This is a genomic window from Streptomyces sp. NPDC005496 (genome assembly GCF_042872045.1).
GTDB lineage: Bacteria > Actinomycetota > Actinomycetes > Streptomycetales > Streptomycetaceae > Streptomyces.
In genome coordinates this window covers 749,374-767,052 of sequence record NZ_JBIAJQ010000002.1, presented here as the reverse complement: position 1 = coordinate 767,052, position 17,679 = coordinate 749,374, and the positions used below count along the sequence as shown (strand labels likewise).

14 protein-coding genes and 1 tRNA gene are annotated in these 17,679 nt (G+C 74.5%); 4 read left to right on the top strand and 11 right to left on the bottom strand.

What is annotated here, in order from left to right; translation table 11 throughout:
- Positions 1–1,467 (bottom strand): amidase, encoded by a 1,467-nt coding sequence (locus ACFYQQ_RS07850; protein ID WP_355782204.1) that lies wholly within the window; start codon positions 1,465–1,467, stop codon positions 1–3.
- Positions 1,468–1,502: 35 nt separating this feature from the next.
- On the bottom strand, positions 1,503–2,462 hold the full coding sequence (locus ACFYQQ_RS07845) for a D-2-hydroxyacid dehydrogenase (RefSeq protein WP_355782222.1): 960 nt from the start codon (positions 2,460–2,462) through the stop codon (positions 1,503–1,505).
- A 322-nt stretch (positions 2,463–2,784) separates the two neighbouring features.
- Between ACFYQQ_RS07845 and ACFYQQ_RS07840 the strand changes: the two genes are divergently transcribed.
- Entirely contained in the window at positions 2,785–3,519 is a 735-nt protein-coding gene (locus ACFYQQ_RS07840; protein ID WP_355782201.1) for a decarboxylase, read from the top strand.
- Positions 3,520–3,605: 86 nt separating this feature from the next.
- Positions 3,606–4,700, top strand: a complete 1,095-nt coding sequence (locus tag ACFYQQ_RS07835) for an LLM class flavin-dependent oxidoreductase (RefSeq protein WP_355782198.1) — start codon at positions 3,606–3,608, stop codon at positions 4,698–4,700.
- Here the strand turns inward: ACFYQQ_RS07835 and ACFYQQ_RS07830 are convergent.
- Entirely contained in the window at positions 4,676–6,640 is a 1,965-nt protein-coding gene (locus ACFYQQ_RS07830) for a bifunctional diguanylate cyclase/phosphodiesterase (protein ID WP_356173147.1), read from the bottom strand. The two genes, ACFYQQ_RS07835 and ACFYQQ_RS07830, sit on opposite strands and share 25 nt — an antisense overlap.
- Before the next feature lie 355 nt (positions 6,641–6,995).
- Between ACFYQQ_RS07830 and ACFYQQ_RS07825 the strand changes: the two genes are divergently transcribed.
- Positions 6,996–8,525, top strand: a complete 1,530-nt coding sequence (locus ACFYQQ_RS07825; RefSeq protein ID WP_388903875.1) for a M6 family metalloprotease domain-containing protein — start codon at positions 6,996–6,998, stop codon at positions 8,523–8,525.
- Positions 8,526–8,675: 150 nt separating this feature from the next.
- On the opposite strand, the gene ACFYQQ_RS07820 is transcribed toward ACFYQQ_RS07825, so the two are convergent.
- The 7 genes from ACFYQQ_RS07820 to ACFYQQ_RS07790 form a co-directional block, all read right to left on the bottom strand.
- Positions 8,676–8,749, bottom strand: a tRNA-Lys gene (locus tag ACFYQQ_RS07820).
- The gene (locus tag ACFYQQ_RS07815; protein WP_355794154.1) at positions 8,740–9,411 is read right to left on the bottom strand and encodes a bifunctional DNA primase/polymerase; all 672 of its coding nucleotides are present in this window, start codon (positions 9,409–9,411) and stop codon (positions 8,740–8,742) included. Before ACFYQQ_RS07815 ends, ACFYQQ_RS07820 begins: the two co-directional genes overlap by 10 nt.
- Before the next feature lie 182 nt (positions 9,412–9,593).
- The gene (locus tag ACFYQQ_RS07810; protein WP_355794155.1) at positions 9,594–9,980 is read right to left on the bottom strand and encodes a hypothetical protein; all 387 of its coding nucleotides are present in this window, start codon (positions 9,978–9,980) and stop codon (positions 9,594–9,596) included.
- A gap of 143 nt (positions 9,981–10,123) precedes the next feature.
- On the bottom strand, positions 10,124–11,470 hold the full coding sequence (locus ACFYQQ_RS07805) for an AAA domain-containing protein (protein WP_388903872.1): 1,347 nt from the start codon (positions 11,468–11,470) through the stop codon (positions 10,124–10,126).
- The gene (locus tag ACFYQQ_RS07800; protein ID WP_355792976.1) at positions 11,467–13,077 is read right to left on the bottom strand and encodes a hypothetical protein; all 1,611 of its coding nucleotides are present in this window, start codon (positions 13,075–13,077) and stop codon (positions 11,467–11,469) included. Before ACFYQQ_RS07800 ends, ACFYQQ_RS07805 begins: the two co-directional genes overlap by 4 nt.
- On the bottom strand, positions 13,068–14,285 hold the full coding sequence (locus ACFYQQ_RS07795) for a hypothetical protein (protein ID WP_388903870.1): 1,218 nt from the start codon (positions 14,283–14,285) through the stop codon (positions 13,068–13,070). The genes ACFYQQ_RS07800 and ACFYQQ_RS07795 overlap by 10 nt, the downstream gene beginning before the upstream one ends.
- On the bottom strand, positions 14,182–15,135 hold the full coding sequence (locus tag ACFYQQ_RS07790) for a phosphatase PAP2 family protein (RefSeq protein WP_355782547.1): 954 nt from the start codon (positions 15,133–15,135) through the stop codon (positions 14,182–14,184). Before ACFYQQ_RS07790 ends, ACFYQQ_RS07795 begins: the two co-directional genes overlap by 104 nt.
- A 191-nt stretch (positions 15,136–15,326) precedes the next feature.
- Here ACFYQQ_RS07790 and ACFYQQ_RS07785 point away from each other — a divergent pair, with 191 nt between their 5' ends.
- Complete coding sequence (locus tag ACFYQQ_RS07785) at positions 15,327–15,923, top strand: histidine phosphatase family protein (protein ID WP_355782549.1); 597 nt, start codon at positions 15,327–15,329, stop codon at positions 15,921–15,923.
- 50 nt (positions 15,924–15,973) lie between these two features.
- On the opposite strand, the gene ACFYQQ_RS07780 is transcribed toward ACFYQQ_RS07785, so the two are convergent.
- Complete coding sequence (locus ACFYQQ_RS07780) at positions 15,974–17,434, bottom strand: hypothetical protein (RefSeq protein ID WP_355782551.1); 1,461 nt, start codon at positions 17,432–17,434, stop codon at positions 15,974–15,976.
- Positions 17,435–17,679: the final 245 nt, after the last annotated feature.

Here is a 17,679-nt window from a genome sequence, read left to right as displayed (position 1 = left end):
CTACCCGAGACCACCCGGGTTATTCGGATCAGTTCCCTCCGCTCGTGGACCCGGCGCCCTCGACCCCGTCGGCACCGGGGGTGCGACTCCGGCCGCGCCCGCCGCGTACAGGGCGTGGGCCGTCCGCAGGACCACGTCGTCGCGGTGGCGGGCGGCCACGATCTGCAGGCCGACCGGCAGCCCGTCGGCGTCCGTCCCGACGGGCACGCTCGCGGCGGGCTGCCCCGTCATGTTGAAGGGGTACGTGAACGGGGTCCAGCCCGTCCAGCGACGGTGCCCCGAGCCCTTCGGGACCTCCACGCCCGCCTCGAACGCGGTCAGCGGCAGCGTCGGTGTCACCAGCACGTCGTACGAGCGGTGGAACAGCCCCGCGCGCCGCCCCAGCTCCGCCCGTACGTCGACGGCGGCCAGGTAGTCCAGCGCGCTGAACCGGGCTCCGAGGGCGCTGATCTCCCGCAGGCCCGGGTCGAGCACCTCCCGCTGCCGGGGCCCGAGGCGCCGGGTCACCCGGGCCGCCCCGCTGAACCACAGCGTGTGGAACGCCTCCACCGGGTCCGTGAGGTCCGGGTCGGCCTCGGAGACGTACGCCCCGAGCCCCGCCAGCCGCTCCACCGCCCGCCGCACCGCCGCCGCCACCGCCGGACGGACCGCGACCTGCCCGCCCAGGGACGCCGAGTACGCCACCCGCAGCCCGCGCACCCCGCCCTCCAGCGCCGCCCGGAAGGAACCGGCCGCCGGCCCGAGCGCCGACCAGTCGCGCACGTCGGGACCGCTGATCACGTCCATCAGCAGGGCCGCGTCCGCGGCGTCCCGGGTCATCGGGCCCACGTGCGCCAGCGACCCGAAGGCGCTCGCCGGATACAGCGGGACCCGTCCGTACGTCGGCTTCAGCGCGAAGATCCCGCAGAAGGCCGCCGGGATGCGGAGGCTGCCGCCCCCGTCCGTGCCCAGCGACAGCGGGCCCGCGCCCAGCGCCACGGCCGCCGCGCCGCCGCCGCTGGAACCGCCCGCCGTGCGCGAGGTGTCGTACGGATTGCGGGTCACCCCGGACAGCGGCGAGTCCGTGACCCCCTTCCAGCCGAACTCGGGCGTCGTCGTCTTGCCGAGGAAGACCGCGCCCTGCTCGCGCATCCGGGCCACCGAGGGCGCGTCCTCGTCCCAACGGCCCTGCGGATCCACGGTCGTCGAGCCCCGCAGGGTCGGTCCGCCGCGCTGCAGGACCAGGTCCTTCACGGTCACCGGAACTCCGTCGAGCAGCCCCGTGGCCGTGCCGCGCAGCCAGCGGTCCGCCGATTCCCGCGCCCGCGCCAGGGCTTCGTCCGCGTCGAGGCGGACGAAGGCGTTGACGGCGGGCTGGATCCGCCCGGCCCGCTCCAGGGCCGCGCGGGTCGCGTCCACCGGACTGAACTCGCCCTTGCGGTACCCGTCGAGGAGTTGTAGCGCGGTCAGCTCGGTGAGTTCGGTCATCCGCCCCTCCAAGGAGTCAGGACCCTGCGCGTGCCTCAGTGCCCGGGTACGTACCCGAGCTGCTTGTCGACCACGTTCCGCAGCGGCCTCCCGCTCTCCCAGAGGTCGAACAACTCCAGGAACTGCGCGCCGAGTTCGTCCCGCCAGCCGACGGTGTCCCCGCTCATGTGCGGCGACACGATCAGCCCGGGGACGTCCCACAGCGGGCTCTCGGGGCCGAGCGGCTCGTGCTCGAAGACGTCCAGCGCGGCGCCCGCGATCCACCGCTTCGCCAGCGCCTCGGCCAGCGCCTCCTCCACGACGAGCCGACCGCGCCCCACGTTGACGAAGCGCGCGGACGGCTGCATCACCCCGAAGCGGCGGGCGTCGAACATGCCCCGGGTGGCATCCGTCAGCGGCGCCGCGGCCACCACCCAGTCGGCCCGCGCCATCAGCCGGTCCAGATCGCCGGGGCCGTGGACGCCGGTCCGCGGGGTGCGTCCGACCAGCGCCGTCGTGACGCCGAGCGCCTTGAGGGTCGTCGCGATCGCGCGCCCGATCGGCCCGGAACCCACCACGCACGCCCGGGTGCCCGCCACCCGCTGCGACTCGCGGTGGCGCCACTCCCGCTCGCGCTGGAGCGCCCAGGTGCGCGGCAGGTCCTTGGCCATCGCGAGGACGAGGGCGGCGACGTACTCCGCGACCGGCTGCTCGAAGACGCCGCGCGCGTTCGTCACCACGGTGTCGGACGCGACGAGTTCGGGGCACAGCAGGTGGTCCGTGCCGGCGCTCGCCGTGTGCACCCACCGCGGCCGCGGGCCCTCGCCGGGCCAGGCGCGGCGCACGGCGTGCGAGGTGAAGTCCCACACCAGCAGCACGTCCGCCCACGGCAGCCGCTCGGCCAGCGTGGACTCGTCGGCGTGCTCGATCCGCACCCGCCCGGTCAGCCGGCCGAGGCGGGGGAGCGGCTCGGCGTCCAGGACGAGCAGGGTCGTCCCGGACCGGCCGCCGGACATCGAGGAGGAACCGTTTCGCACTGCGCGTCCGCTTCTCTGGAAGGGAAAGGCCGTCCGAGCTGCGCTGATCGCCCACGCTCGCACCCGGGCCGGCCTTCGTCAACACGGCCCCGTGGTCGGCGGCCCACCCACGACGCCCTCCCGCAGTAGGACGCTCCCCGGCCGGAGACCGGACCGCTCGTCCCGGTGATCCCGGCCGATCCGCTCACGGTGTGGGCCCCGCGGCGCCGACGGGGTACCCGGGCAGTGGGTCCCGCCGACGCCGACCGGCCGGTTTCGCGCGGCGGCGGCCCGCAGCGCCGGAAGAACAGGAAGGTCGGGCATGACCGCACTCGGATTCCTTTACCCGGGCCATTCGGCCGAGGACGACTATCCGCGCATGGAGCAGCTCCTGGGCAGCGACGTCCGCCTCCCCCTCGTCCACACGGACCTCGGCGAGGACGTCCACCGCGTCGACGCCCTGCGGGAGACGGGCTCCGCGGCCCGGCTCGCGGCGGGCGTGGAGGAGCTGCGGCTGTCCGGCGCGGAGGCGGTCGTGTGGGCCTGCGCCGGCGGCAGCTTCGTGTACGGCTGGGAAGGCGCCCACGAGCAGATCCGCGGCCTCGCCCGGACGGCGGGTCTGCCCGCCTCCTCCACCGCCCTCGCCTTCGCGCACGCGGTACGCGAGATCGGCGCCCGGCGGGTGGCGGTCGCGGCGGCGGCCTACCCCGACGACGTCGCCGCGCTGTTCGCGTCCTTCCTGCGGGACGCCGGCGTCGAGGTCGTCGCGGTGCGCGGGGCCGGGGCCGGCACGGCCGCCCACGCCGGCACCTGGGGCGAGGCCGAGATCCTCGCCCTCGCCCGGGAGGGCGACCGTCCCGACGCGGACGCCGTCCTCCTCCCCGACACCGCCCTGCACACCGCCTCCCACCTCCCCGCCCTGGAGCGGGCACTCGGCAAGCCCGTCCTCACCGCCGCCCAGGTCACCGTCTGGGAGGCCCTGCGGCTCGCGGACCGCCGCGTGAACGCCCCCGGACTCGGCACCCTCTTCACCCGGGAACCGGTCGTCCAGACCTGACCGCCACCCGGCGCCGGGAATAACCGGGGACACCCTCCTGTTCGTGGAACGAGGAGCACGCGACGAAGCAAACAGGAGGCACCCCGGTGGCAGAGACGGACGAAATCCGAGGCAGGGCGCAGGGCACCGCCCCGGTACCCCTCTCCGTACTGGACCTCGTCACGGTCGGCGCGGGCCGTACCGCGACCGACGCGCTGCGCACCAGCGTCGCCATCTCCCGTCTCGCGGAATCCCGCGGCTTCCACCGCTACTGGGTCGCCGAGCACCACTCGATGCCGGGTGTCGCCTCGTCCTCACCGGCCGTGATCCTCGCCCACCTGGCCGCCCACACGGACCGCATCCGGCTCGGCTCGGGCGGCGTGATGCTGCCGAACCACGCCCCGCTGGTCATCGCCGAGCAGTTCGGCACGCTGGAGGCCATGGCCCCGGGCCGGGTCGACCTGGGCCTCGGCCGGGCCCCCGGCACCGACGGCGCCACCGCCGCCGCCCTGCGCCGCACGGACCGGCTGAACGAGGGCGCGGACGACTTCCCCGAGCAGCTCGCGGAGCTGATCCGCTTCCTGGACGACGACTTCCCCGACGGGCACCCCTACGCCCGCATCCACGCCGTCCCCGGCCCGGTCCAGGCGACCTCGCCCGGCGGCGTGCAGTCCCCGCACCGGCCCCCCGTCTGGCTGCTGGGCTCCTCCGGCTTCAGCGCCCGGCTGGCCGGCGTCCTCGGCCTGCCGTTCGCCTTCGCCCACCACTTCTCGGCCCAGAACACGATCCCGGCCCTGGACCTCTACCGCGAGTCCTTCCGGCCGAGCGCGGTCCTGGACGCGCCGTACGCCCTCATCGGCGTCTCCGCCCTCGCCACGGACGACGAGAAGGAGGCCCGCCGCCAGGTCCTCGCCGCCGCCCTCAACATGGTCCGGCTGCGCACCGGCCGCCCCGGCCTGGTGCCGACGCCCGAGGAGGCGGAGGCCTACGACTTCTCGCCCATGGAGCGGGAGTTCGTCGACAGCTGGAACGCCAACGTCATCCACGGCACCGCCGACGAGGTGCGGTCCGGCCTCGACGACCTCCAGAAGCGCACCGGCGCCGACGAGTTGATGATCACGGGCAACGCGCACGGTGGCGACGTGCGGCTGCGCTCCTACGAACTGATCGCGGACGCCTACGGTTTGCCCGCGCCCGCCTGAACGGCCGGAGCCGTCAGCAGCTCGGCGATGCGGTCCGGTGCCACCGGGCGGGAGTAGAGCCACCCCTGCCCGGTGTCGCAGCCGATCCCGCGCAGCCGCCCCGCCTGGGCCGAGGTCTCCACGCACTCCGCGGTGACCGTCAGCCCGAGCCGGTGGGCCAGCTGGATGAGGGCCTCCACGATCACCTCGTCGGCGGGGTTGGGGTGGCCGTCGGCGCCGTCGGGGTTCTCGTACTGGAAGCCCCGGACGAAGGAGCCGTCCAGCTTCAGGACCGACACCGGCAGCCGGCTGAGGTACGCCAGGTTCGAGTACCCGGTGCCGAAGTCGTCGATGGCGATGCGCACGCCCATGTCGCTGAGCGCCTGGAGGGTCTGCAGGGGACGGCCGGCCGAGCCCATCACCGCGGACTCGGTGAGCTCCAACTGCAGCAGATGCGGGGCGAGTCCGGTCTCGGCGAGGATGTGCGCCACGTCCTCGACGAGGTCCGAGTCCCAGACCTGGCGCACCGCCACGTTCACGCTGACGAAGATCGGCTTCGTGTCCGGGTGGTCGAGCTGCCAGCGCCGGGCCTGCCGGCAGGCGGTGGCCAGCACCCACCGGCCCAGCTGCACGATCGAGCCGTCCTCCTCGGCGAGTCCGATGAACCGATTCGGCGTCAGCATCCCGAACTGCGGGTGGTTCCAGCGCACCAGCGCCTCGACCCCGCGCACCCCGCCGTCCTCCATGCTCACCAGGGGCTGGTACTCGAGGACGAACTCCTCGCGGTCGATGGCCGGGCGCAGGGTGGAGGACAGCGCCTGGCGCGTCATGCGGTGGGCGTTGCGCTCCGGGTCGAAGAGGGTCCAGCGGGACTTGCCGTCGGCCTTGGCCCAGTACAGCGTCGTGTCCGCGGCCTGCATCAGCCCGGTCGCGGTGGTCCCCGCCGCGTGCCGCTCCACCACGCCGATGGACGCCGACACCGACAGCCGCCGTCCTGACAGGTCGAAGGGTGCCTCCAGTGCCCGCAGCACCGACTCGGCGAGGTCGGCGAGCTGTTCGGTGCCGGTGGAGTCCTCCACGAGCAGGGCGAACTCGTCGCCGCCGAGCCGGGCCACCAGGGGCGTGGCGGCCCTGGCGTGCCCCGCCTGCTCGGCGCAGCGCGTCAGCCGTTCGGCGACGGCCGCCAGCAGCCGGTCGCCGACGCGGTGGCCGAGGGTGTCGTTGACCGCCTTGAACCCGTCGAGGTCCAGGTAGCACAGGCCGATCCGGCCGGTGCCGCTCTCCTCGTACGCCTCCGCCTCCAGCGCGGCCGTCAGGCGCTCGAAGAACAGGGTGCGGTTGGGCAGCCGGGTCACCGGGTCGTGCATCTGCAAGTGCCGCAGCCGTGCCTGGAGTTCACGCCGGGCGCTGACGTCGGCGACGGACAGCAGGACCGCCTCCTCCTGGGGCAGCGGGGTCACCGTCACCTGCACCCAGAGGCTGTACCCGTCGGGGTGCTTGATCCGGCGCGTGCAGCGCAGCCGTGCCTGCCGGCCGCCCAGCACCTCGCGGTACGCGTGCCAGGTGCGGGGGTCGGACGCCAGGTCCACCAGGTCGGACGCGGTCCGCCCGACGAGCGCGTCCGAGCCGGTGCCCAGCAGCAGCCCCAGCGTGTCGTTGGCGATGACCACCAGGTCCTCGCGGTCCACGACGGCCATGGCGAGCGGCGCGGCGGCGAAGGCGGCACCGAAGGTCCGGCCGGTCCGGAGGGCGGACACGGCGTCGAGCGGCGCGTCGGCGACCGCCTCGTGCAGCGTCTCCTCGGGTTCGCTCCGGGTCTCCGCGGTGGCCGTGCCCGGCGGCGCGCCGGCCGTGGGGTGGGACGGCATGGGCGTACGAGGAGATGTGTCGATGTGACGCTCTGTGACGGCCGGCCGGATGAGGTCTGCCGCGGGCGCCGGCCCTTCGGACGTTCCGCTCACCGCTCGCTCCCGCAGTGCACTCGTTCTTCGTATGGGTCTCGTCGGGGTACTCGGCCGAACGGGGGACGGCCGCACAAGCCGGGCCCGTGCAGGAAAGTGTGCCGATCATAGAGGTTGGCCCCGGGGCCTTCCAGCCACTCTCCGGCGTCCCGGCGGAACCGTCCCTTCTGGCAGATCGTTTCTGCCCGCCCCTGGACAGCTTCCTTCCTGCGGCGATCGCTTGTGACGTTCTGTGAGTGCTCGGGGTGTCGTCCTTCGAGCACTCTCACTCTTCTGGTGCAGACAAACAGGGCGTAGTACTACAAATGCACACAGTCTGGGTGCGGTGTCCTGAAAACCGCATCCGGAGGTCGACGTGCCGCGTCCGCTGCCACTGAAGGGGCTCACTCGCGAGGCCCTGCGGAGTCTCACCCGTGACGGGGCGCCCCGCCTGCGCAGTACCGCCGCCGCTTTCACCTCGCTGACCGCCCTGGCCGCCACCTCACTGGTCACCGCTCCGGCACTGGCCGAACCGCTCGCGGCGCCGTGCGTCCTGAAGCGGACCCCGGCGCACCACTCGGAGGGCGTCGACACCTGGAACGCCTCCTATCCGCGCCCCACCCGCGCCCTCGACGCGGTCATGGTGTTTCTTTCATTCCCCGATTCGGAGCCCACGACCACACCCGCCGAACTCACCGCCGACTATTTCCCGTCCACCACCCGCTTCTTCGAGCGAGCCTCCTACGGCAAGTTCACGCTGCGCCCCCACCCGCGGCGCCAGTGGATCCGGATGCCACGCCCCTCCACGGCGTACGCCATACGGCGCGACTGGAACGCCGCACACCGCGGCGCCTACCTCCGCGACGCGCTGCGGGCGGCCGACGCCGGGGTCGACTTCTCGCGGTACGACATCGTCTACCTCGTGGCCGATCCGGACGCGCCGGGCGTCGACTCGGACGCGACGAAGGTGGTCAACCTCGACACTCCGCTGCGCGCCGACGGCAAGGAGATCCGGCGGGTGGTCACGGTCTTCGAGAAGCACCCGCCGGACCGGCTCGTCCTCGCCCACGAGACGGGCCACGTCTTCGACCTGCCCGACCTCTACCACCGGCCCTCCGACGGCAAGGGCGACTGGGACACCCATGTCGGCGACTGGGACCTGATGGGCAGTCAGTTCGGCCTGTCGCCGGACCTGTTCGGCTGGCACAAGTGGAAGCTGGGCTGGCTCGAACCCCGCCAGGTCAGCTGCGTCTCGGGGTCGGGCAGCACCCGCCTCACCCTCGAACCGCTCGGCACGGGGCCGGCGGGGACGGCGGCCGCGGGCCCGCCGCCGGCTGACGCCGCGGAGGAGCCGGGCATGCCGGGAGCCCGGCCGCGTCCCGCCGGACGGCTCCCGGGCTTGGACGAGCAGCCCCCCGGCGCCGACGCCGCAGGCGTGGGACCGGACCACCGGACCCCGGAGCCGGGGGCGCAGTTCGACGGCGCGGGCGGACGGAGCGCCGGCACGGCCGAGCAGCCGACCGGTTCCGGGAGGCCCGCCCTGGGCCTCGGCGCCCGCACGCTGACGACCGGGCGCGGCACGAAGCTGGCCGTGGTGCGCACCGGGCCGGACAGTGCGCTCGCCGTCGAGGTGCGCGCCCCGGAGGGCAACGACGGGGCGACCTGCACGCAGGGCGTCCTCGTGTACCGCGTCCGCAGCGAGACCGAGTCGGGCGGCGGTCCCATCGAGGTGCTCGACGCGCATCCCCGGTCCGAGGGGTGCTGGGACGACTCGGTCTACCCGCCGCTGGCGGACGCGCCGGTCGGGCTGGGCGAGAGCTTCACGGTGCCGGGCGAGAACGTCCGGGTCGAGGCCGAGGACCGTACGGCGTCGGGCTCCTGGACGGTGAAGATCACGCTCGGCTGAGCGGCGGGGGAGGGGTGGCCGGGCGCCACGCGGCGGCGAGCACGCGCGCTCTCGGTGTCGGCTTCCGTACGGCGGACGTCGGTACGGGGCGGAAACGACGATGGCGAGACAGATTCGCGTCTCCGCGAACTTGTCTCGCCATCTGCAACGTGCGCCGCCAGGGACTCGAACCCCGGACCCGCTGATTAAGAGTCAGCTGCTCTAACCAACTGAGCTAGCGGCGCCTGCTGACGTCGTAGACCTTAGCATCCTGATCGGCGGGAGGAAAAATCGATATCCGCACCGCCGCGGAGGCCGCGGCGCGGGCCGCGCGGACGGCCGCCCAGAGCACGATCTCGGGCCCCGGGAGCCACGGCTGCCGGCAGTCGGGAGCGACGAGCCACCGGGATTCGGGCCGGTCAGGGCCGTCGCAGGCCGCCGTGGTCAGGGCCGGCACGGTGACGGCGTCCCCGGTGCCGTGGCACAGCAGCGGCGGGACCGCACCGCACCGTCCGGGCCCCGCGTCCGACCGGGAACCCCAGTCCTCCCACGCCAGCAGCGAGGGCAGTCGCTGGGCCGTGCCGGGCGAGGCGAAGAGGAGCATGCGCCCCCGGTAGACGGCCACCGGGCCGGAGCCGGGCCCCTCGTCCCAGAGCCGGTCGAGCATCCGGCGTCCGAAGACGGCGGGGGCGTTGACGACGTCGAAGGCCGCGCCGCAGGGCAGGACGACCGGGGCGGCGGGGCGCTCCTCCCAGAGGGCGAGCGTGCTGCGCGGATACGTTCCGGCGGAGGCGAGCCACGCGGCGCCCTCCGAGGTGACGTCCGAGACGTCGTAGCGGTCGGGGGACGGCGCGTCCACGCCGGAGCCGCGAGGGGAGATGCCTGCCTGGTTCCGTGTGTCGCTCATGCCGTCTACATCTACCGGGGGTGAGCGCCCTGTTCCGGAGAGTTGCCGGAAGTCGGGACAGGAGGGCGGGGGGAGGAGTATCTTGCCCACCTGGCATATGCCACATCGCCTTGCGGGCAGGCCGGCCGGGCGTCGTGCCGCGAGCCCCGGTCCGGGGCGCGGCCCTCGCGCGGGCGCCGGGCTCAGGCGTGGTCGCTGATCCCGTGGCCGTGGCCCCGGCCGCCTCCGTCGTCGCCGCCGCGCAGCAGGTCCCGGCCGAACTCGACCATCTTCTTCGCGTAGTCCTCGGTCCACTGGGCCCGCTCGGCGATCGCGGCGTGCGTGAGCCGGTCGAAGCGGCGCGGGTCGGCGAGCTGGGCGGCGGCGATGGCCTGGAACTCCACGGCGCGGTCGGCCGCGGCACGGAACGCCTGGGTCAGCTCCGTCGCCCGCGCCAGCAGGGCACGCGGGTCGTCCATCGACTCCAGGTCGAAGAAGTGCTCCGGGTCGGCCGCCGCCTCGGCCGGCTCGAAGAGCAGGGGCGCGGGGCGTAGCCGCGGTTCGTTCCGACGCGGCGTGGGCTCCGCCATGTCTTCTCCTCCTCGTACGGTTCCGGTGGCCCCGCGGCGAGCATGGGCCACCGTCCATTGTCCCCTGACGGTGCAAGTGGGCCCTTGGCACGCCTGTGCGATCGCCGCCCGCACCGCTGACCGGGCCCCGTGGACGGCCCCGATCAGGGCCGCCAGCCCACCCGGTGCTCCGACAGCCGCGCCAGCACCGCGTGGTTCGCCTCCCAGCCGTCCGGGAACTTGACCGTGACGCCGAGCTGGACGGGTTCCGTCGAGGGGTGGTCGTCCAGCAGGTCCGAGACACCCGCCCGGCACACCACGATGCAGGCGTGCCGGTGCCGTGAGGCGAGGACGCACAGCCGGCCCGTCTCCAGGTGGAACGCCGTCGCGTCGGGCCGCCCGGACAGCGGGTGCAGGAACACCGTCACGTCGAACTCGCGGCCCTGGAGCCGGTTGGCGGTGTCCACGGTGACGTCCGCGACGCCGAGATCGGTCAGGGCGGCCCGGACGGCGGCGGCCTGGTCGCGGTGCGCCGTGCCGACGGCGATCCGGTCGGCGGTCAGCGGCACCGGGTCGGGCGACCGCTCGGAGGTGGCCGCACCGCCCCGGTCCAGCAGCCGGCGCACGACCAGGGCCACCGCCCTGACCGCCTCGGGGTCGGTGCGCGGAGTGTGCCGGGCGGGCAGCTCCAGCAGGCCCCAGCCCGCCTCCGCCGCCTCGTCGATCACCCGGTCGGGTCCCGAACCGTCCGAGGGGACGGCGAAGCCGAGCCGGCGGTCGCCGTGCTCGGTGCCGCTGCGGAACGGCGTGTACGGGTAGAACGCGTCCGAGACGAGCGGCGCGGCCGAGGCGGGCAGCCGCCACGACACCGGCAGCCGGTGCTGCGGCAGCTCGGGGTTGTGGGCGAGCAGGGTCGTCACGGCTGACGCCGACGGGTCGTACGACAGCCCGGCCCACTGCTCCGAGCCCACGATCGAGAACGGGTCGAGCTGCCCCGGGTCGCCCACGAACAGCGCCCGCTCGAACAGTCCCGCCACGGCGAGCAGCGCGTCCGAGCGCATCTGGTACGCCTCGTCGACGATCGCGTGCCGCCAGGGCTCCACGCCTTTGACATGCGCCCACTTGGCGGCCGTCGAGATGACGACCGAGAGCCCCGCGAAGTCGGCGGCCTTCGCGGACTTGCGGACGTTCGCCAGGTCGTCGAGCGCCTTGTCGTACGGGTCGGGGTCGCTGCTGTGCAGGCGGCCGACGGACAGCTCGGGATCCTTCTCGGCGAGCCGCAGGACCAGGTCGTCGACCTGCGCGTTCGTCTGGGCGATGACCATCAGCGGCCGTCCCGCCGCGGCCAGTTCGAGGGCGGCCCGCACCACCAGCGTCGACTTGCCGGCACCGGGCGGCGAGTCCACCACGACCCCCCGGTGCGTGCCGTGCAGGGTGTCGCGCAGGATCGCGTCGGTGGCGCGGCCTGCGGCGGCACCGGGGTCGGTGGGGACGGCGGAAAGACCGGTCACAGGACGTCCTCTTCGGTCACCGGGTCGGGGGCGGGAGCGGTCGCGGACCCGCCCGGCGGGCCGCCGTGGGTCCAGGGCGTCTCCTCCGGGTCGGGCAGCTTCGCGCCGCCGCGCTGCTCGTGCTCGAAGAGGGTGAAGCAGACGAGGTCCCCCTTCTCCGGCACCGACCCGGCCTCGGGCTCCTTGCCGCGCCCCATCTTGTCGACGATCCGCAGCACCACGAGCCCGCCGGCACCGGCCTCCCCGTGCTCCTCGTACCCGACGAACTCGGCGGCCTGCGGCTTGCCGCCGAGCGAGCGGTAGACCTTCGCGCGCTCCCCGAGATGCGGCCGGTCGTCGGTCCGGACGGTCACCAGGGGGCGCGGACTGGGCCGCTTGCCCTCGCTGTACGCCATGACGACATCGGTCACCTCACCCGCGAACGCCTCGCCCGCGAGCCGCCGTCCGGCCATCACCAGCGGGTCGTCCAGGGCCTCCTGCGCCTCCAGACGCGCCTGTTCGCGCTCGCGGGTGGCCAGCTTGTTCGCGGCGGTGACCGCGTCGTCGCGGCGCGGCTGTGGGGGCTCGCCGGCCACGACCCGGTCGCGGTGACCGGTGAACGACCAGCGGTCCCGGGTCCAGCGGTCGGCGACGTGCGCCCCCTCGGGCAGCTCCCGCAGCAGGTCCAGTCCGCGCCACACCGCGTCCCAGGTGGGCCGGGTCCGGCTCGCCACCAGAGCGCGGATCCGCCCCTCGGCCGCGGTCAGTTCACCGAGCCGGTCGTCGGCCTCCAGACCGTCCTCGGCGGCGGCCAGTGCCGTACGCGCGCGGTCGTAGCGCTCGATGGCGGGCGCCAGCAGCTTGTTGTCGAAGGCGGGGTCGGTCGCCGGTCCGGCGGGCGGGCACAGCAGCTGCCCCTCGGAGTCGCGGGTCAGCTCCGCCCGCAGGGCCGCCTCGGCGCCGGACTCGCCCGGCGCCGGGTCGATCCAGGCGAGGAGGGCGCCCAGGTGCTGGTCCTCCAGGCTGCTCTGCCCGGTCGCCCAGTGCCGGGACAGCACGTCGGACAGGGCCAGGAGCAGGGAGGAGCCGGGCACCCGCGCCCGCTCCCCGTAGTGCGTCAGCCACCGCCCCAGCAACGGCACCCGGGGCGGCGCGGGATGGGGTGCCTCCGGCTCCTCCTCGGCGGTGCGCCGGAACCGCATGGAGCGCCCCAGCAGCCGTACGAACTCCACACCCGCCCGGCTCGGCACGATCAACTGGGGGGCGTCCGCGCACAGTTCGACCTCGACCTTGACCCGCTTGCCGGTCTCCGGGTCGGTCTCCGTGCGCTCGGCGGCCTCCACCTCTCCCGCGTACCCGTCGATGTACGGCAGGACGACCGCGGCCAGCTCGGCCAGGAACGCGAACCGCAGGTCACGGTCCCGGGGCTGCGGTACGACGAGCAGAGTCGGCGCGTCCCGGTCGGTGCCCACGAGCGCCCCGAGCGGTGCTCCGGCCTCGCCCGCCGTGGTCAGCGGGACGAAGACGAGGGGCCGCTCCGACAGGTGCCGGTGCCGCACGGTGGCCGCCGGCTGCGCGCGCCCGCTGCTCACGGCCTCCAGACGGGCCAGCGTGGTGATCAGCGACAAGGGGCCACCTCCGGAAGTGCTTCCTGGCCCTGGTGGGGCACCGTGCGGGGCCTGAGCGCCTCGGCCCTGAGCGCGGCCGCTCTGCGCAGGGCGGCCACCGCGGGGTCCCGCGGGTCACCGGCCTCGCCGTGGGCCGCGGCCAGCACGTCGCCGACCGTCGTCAGTCCGCCCAGCTCGGCGCGCAGGGAGCGGCCCAGGGCCGTCACCGCGCCCTCGCCGCGCGAGCGGTCCCGGCAGTGGAAGGCCAGCTCGCAGGCGGCCAGGCACTCGGGCGCGTAGGCGGCGGGGACCGCCTCGACGGCCGCGGTCAGGTCGGGGGCCGGGCGGTCCGGGGCGAAGCAGGTGCCCTCCGGGAGGGCGTCGGCGATGTCCTCGACGCGGGTGAGCCGGGCGAGCTGGCGCCGGGTGACCGCGCGCTGCTTGCGCACGTCCACGGCGGACGCCGTCGGCAGGTTCGAGAAGTCCTTGGGGCACACCAGCAGCACCCGGTGCCGCACCTCGGGGGCGGGGTCGATCAGCGCGGCGACCCGCTCCAGCGCCAGCACGTAGACCGCGGACTGACGGGCGGCGGCGCCCACCTTCGCCGGGTCCGCCGAACCGTCCAGCATCGGGAACGACTTGATCTCGACGACCGTCCAGCCGCCGTCGGGGTGCACGACCACCGCGTCCGGCTCCAGGAAGGCGGGGGAGCCCGCCACGTCCAGCGCGAGCATCGGATGGTCCAGCAGGGTCCAGGCGGCGGACCCGGTGGCCTCGCGCAGCGCGAGCGCCGTACGCGCCGCGCGTCCCTCGGGGCCCGCGGCCGTGAGGTCGGGGACGACACCGGCGGCGGGCGGCTCGGCCCGCGGGTCCAGCGTCTCGTGCACGAGCCGCAGCAGCTCGGCGCCGCCGTCGGCCTTCACCCGGGCCTCGAACGCGTTGCCCCGCGTGAAGGCGAACTGCGACTGGCCGAAGGCGGACGGCGAGCCCAGCGCGTCGGCCAGCTTCGCCTTGTCGACACCCGCGCCGTCCAGCAGGGCGCGGCGCTCGCAGCCGGGGTTGGCGGCCAGCGCCGCGAGGGCCCGCGCGTCCAGTGCCTTCGGCGGGACGTCCGGGCCGCGCAGCTCAGCGAGCCGCTGCCGCAGCGCCTTCCCCCGCGTCGGCGGGAGAGGCGTCCGGCTCGGCTCCCGGTCCGGTTCGGGACTCGCGCTGTCGGGGAATTCGCTCACCCGCGGAAGTCTTGCACTCTCCACTGACAATCGAGGAACCCGCGCCCCGTGAGGCCAGTGCGACGGGAGCGAAACGCGATCCCAGGCGCGCTCTGGCGGATTCCGCGGCCCGCAGCACGAGCGGGGTGAGCGCCAGTCCGACGCCCATCACGGCGGCTCCCGCGACGGCGTCGAGGAAGTAGTGGTTCGCGGTGCCCATCACGACGATCGTGGTGAGCAGCGGGTAGGCGACGCCCGCGGCCTTGGCGAGCGGGGTGCGGCCGTGGCGCCAGAGCATCACCCCGCACCACAGCGACCAGCCCACGTGCAGGCTCGGCATCGCCGCGTACTGGTTCGTCATGCCGCCCATGCCGCGGGGCGCGCTCGCCTCGCCGCCCCACCAGCCGTAGTCGCTGTACTGGGCCATCGTGTCGACGAAGCCGTGGCTCGCCGCGAGCAGCCGGGGCGGGCAGGTCGGCAGCAGCGTGAAGCCGATCAGGCCGATGAACGTGGAGGTCATCAGCCAGGTGCGGGCCGCCCGGTAGCGCACCGCGCGGGAGCGGAAGAGCCACACCAGGATCAGCGGGGTGACCAGGTAGTGCAGGGAGGCGTACCAGAAGTCGGCGGGTACGCCGAGCCAGGCGTGGTGCGTGAAAAGACGGTTCAGCGGATGCTCGGCGTTGAGGTGGAGGACCTTCTCCACGCGCAGGATCGTCAGACCGTGGTCGACGGCGCCGGCCACGTCACCCCGCGCGAGCAGGCGGCCCGCCGAGTAGCACGCGTACACCAGCACGATCAGCGGGAGCTCGGTCCACCAGCGCAATCGGGTACGTGCGATCGCCCCGGTGCCGGGTGCCTCGGTCTGCGGCATCCGATCGCCCTCCCCCTTCTGACTGCAGTCCTGGGGCCGATGGCCCGCTCGTCCACTTTACGGTGTATGTGCGCGCCGCCGAGCGGCGCCCCCGGTCCTCGAAGACGCCGGGATCGCCCGGCGGGTTGCTCCGTGCAAGCGTGCGCGATGATGGAGGCATCCGCCTCCCATTTCCCCCGGAAGGGCTCCTCATGGCACCGCGCATCCTGCTGGCCCGGCACGGACAGACGGAATGGTCGCTGTCCGGCAGACACACCGGCAGGACGGACATCCCCCTCCTGGAGGAGGGCCGGCGCGGTGCCAAACTACTGGGCGAACGCCTCCACCGGGCGCCGTTCGGCGCTCTGCCCGGTCTCGAAGTGCGCACGAGTCCGCTCGTACGCGCGCGTGAGACGTGCGAACTGGCCGGCTTCGGCGAGCGCGCGAGCACCTGGGACCCGCTCATGGAGTGGGACTACGGGCAGTACGAGGGCATGACCCCGGCGGAGATCCAGGCGGTGCGGCCGGGCTGGTTCATCTGGCGCGACGGGGTCCCCGGGGGCGAGACCCTGGAGCAGGTCTCCGCGCGCGCGGACGAGACGGTCGCCTGGGCCCGGGCCGAGGACCGCGACGTCCTGGTCTTCGCCCACGGGCACATCCTCCGGGCCATCGGCGCCCGCTGGCTCGGCCTGCCGATCGACTTCGCCGCCCGCATCCGCCTCAACCCGACGTCGCTCTCCGTCCTGGGCTGGGCCTACGGCGAGCCCGCGATCGAGGCCTGGAACGACTGCGGCCACCTGGCGGGCTAGGGCCTGTCCCTCCCGCCCCGTTTCCTTCCCCGCCCGCGCCGGCCCGCGGTTCACGCCGTGCGCGGCAGGCTCGCGTGCCGGTCGAGGAACGCCGGCACCCCCGAGGCCCGCCGGTGCGGGAGAAGCACCCGGGCCGTGCCCGCCAGCATCGTCTGGATGCGGGAGGACTGGACCTCGTCCAGGAGGTCCAGGACGCGCAGACCGGCCGCCGCCGCCTCGTCGGGACGGCCGCCGCGCGCGAGGTCGTCGGCCAGCTCGGCCGTGTAGAGGGCGATGTTGCGGGTGAAGTGCGGGTCCTGGAGGTGTGCGGCGCGCCGGGCGTGCCGGGCCGCGCGCGGCCAGTCGCCCAGCGTCGACCAGCACTGCGCCTCCAGCACCTCCAGCTCGGCCTCGCCGTAGAAGCTCATCCACTCCGGGTCGGCCGCCGAGGGGCCCCGCTCGAAGAGGGCCTGCGCGCGGGCCAGGGCGCGCCGGCAGCCGGTGCGGTCGGCTAGCCCCGCCCAGCCGCCCGCCTCCCGCAGCGCGAGCAGGGACAGCAGCCGGGGCGAGCCCAGGTGCAGGGCGGCGCGCTGGGCCGCCTGTGCCGCCCGCACCGCCTCCCGGGGGCGGCCCGCGTCCCGGGCGAGGAAGGCCGTGTTGCAGAAGGCGTGCGCCTCCAGTCCGGCGTCCCCGCACATCCGGGCCGTCGCGAGCGCCTCCGCGTAGTGCGAGCGCGCGTCGTCGAACCGGCCCGAGTCGTGGGCCAGCCACCCGACGGAGATGGCCAGTTCACCGGCGCCCGCGTACAGCCGGTCCGCGGTCGACTGCCGCATCGTGCCGGCGTCGAGCAGCGCGTAGGCGGTGCGCAGCGGGGTGGCCGCCCTGCGGTACAGGCCGTCGGCGCCGTGCCGGTCGTCGAGCAGCCTGATCTTGCGGACGGCCTCCTCCAGGGCCCCCGCCTCGGGTGTCCCGGCCCGGTGGACCGGTCCGTCCGCGGCCGACGCGGGCGCGCCGAGGCCGAGTCCCAGGGGGCTGAGGGAGGCGGCGGCCACGGTGGCGGTGCCGCCGGTCATGAATGCGCGACGCTGCACGTCGCTCTCCTCGTGGTTCTGTTCGTGGTACTCGTGCGTGTCGCACGTGTCTTGCGGGTCATACGGGTCGCGGTGCCCGTCCGACTCATGCGGGGCGGCGGACAGGCTCGTGAGGTGGACGGGGGGCGCCTCGTCCGACGTACGCGCCCCCCGTCCGCGCACCGACGAGCGGGGAGCGAAGCCCAGGTCGGCCAGCGTGCGGCCGGGATACATGTGCAGGAACACCCGTTCGTAGGCGTAGTTGGGGCAGCGGATCTCGCCCGCCTCGACGCGCCCGATGTACCGCGCGTCGCAGCTGACCCGCTCGCCGATCTCCCGCGCCGCCCTGCGCACCGCGGCGGCGAACTCGCCCGGTGAGCGGTGCCCGCGCAGCCGCCGGAAAGCGAGGTTCGGCCGTGGCGGCCGGGGGTACTCGGACGAGGTCACCGTTGACGACGTCATGGCCGGGCCCTCTCTTGCGAACCGTCGAACCATGCCGGACCGAGGCGAGTTGTCCGTTAACCGCCCGATCGTCGCCCTGGTTCCGGCGGGCAAGAACGTACCTGCTGTGACGGGCCCGACACCCGGGGTTTGGCTACAAACCGGATATCCCATCCCCGATCTGCCATGAACTGCCATCCTTTGCGGCGGAGTTCCGCCGTAGCCGTTGACGCCCTGACGCGTTGAACCCTGTGGACCGGGAGCCG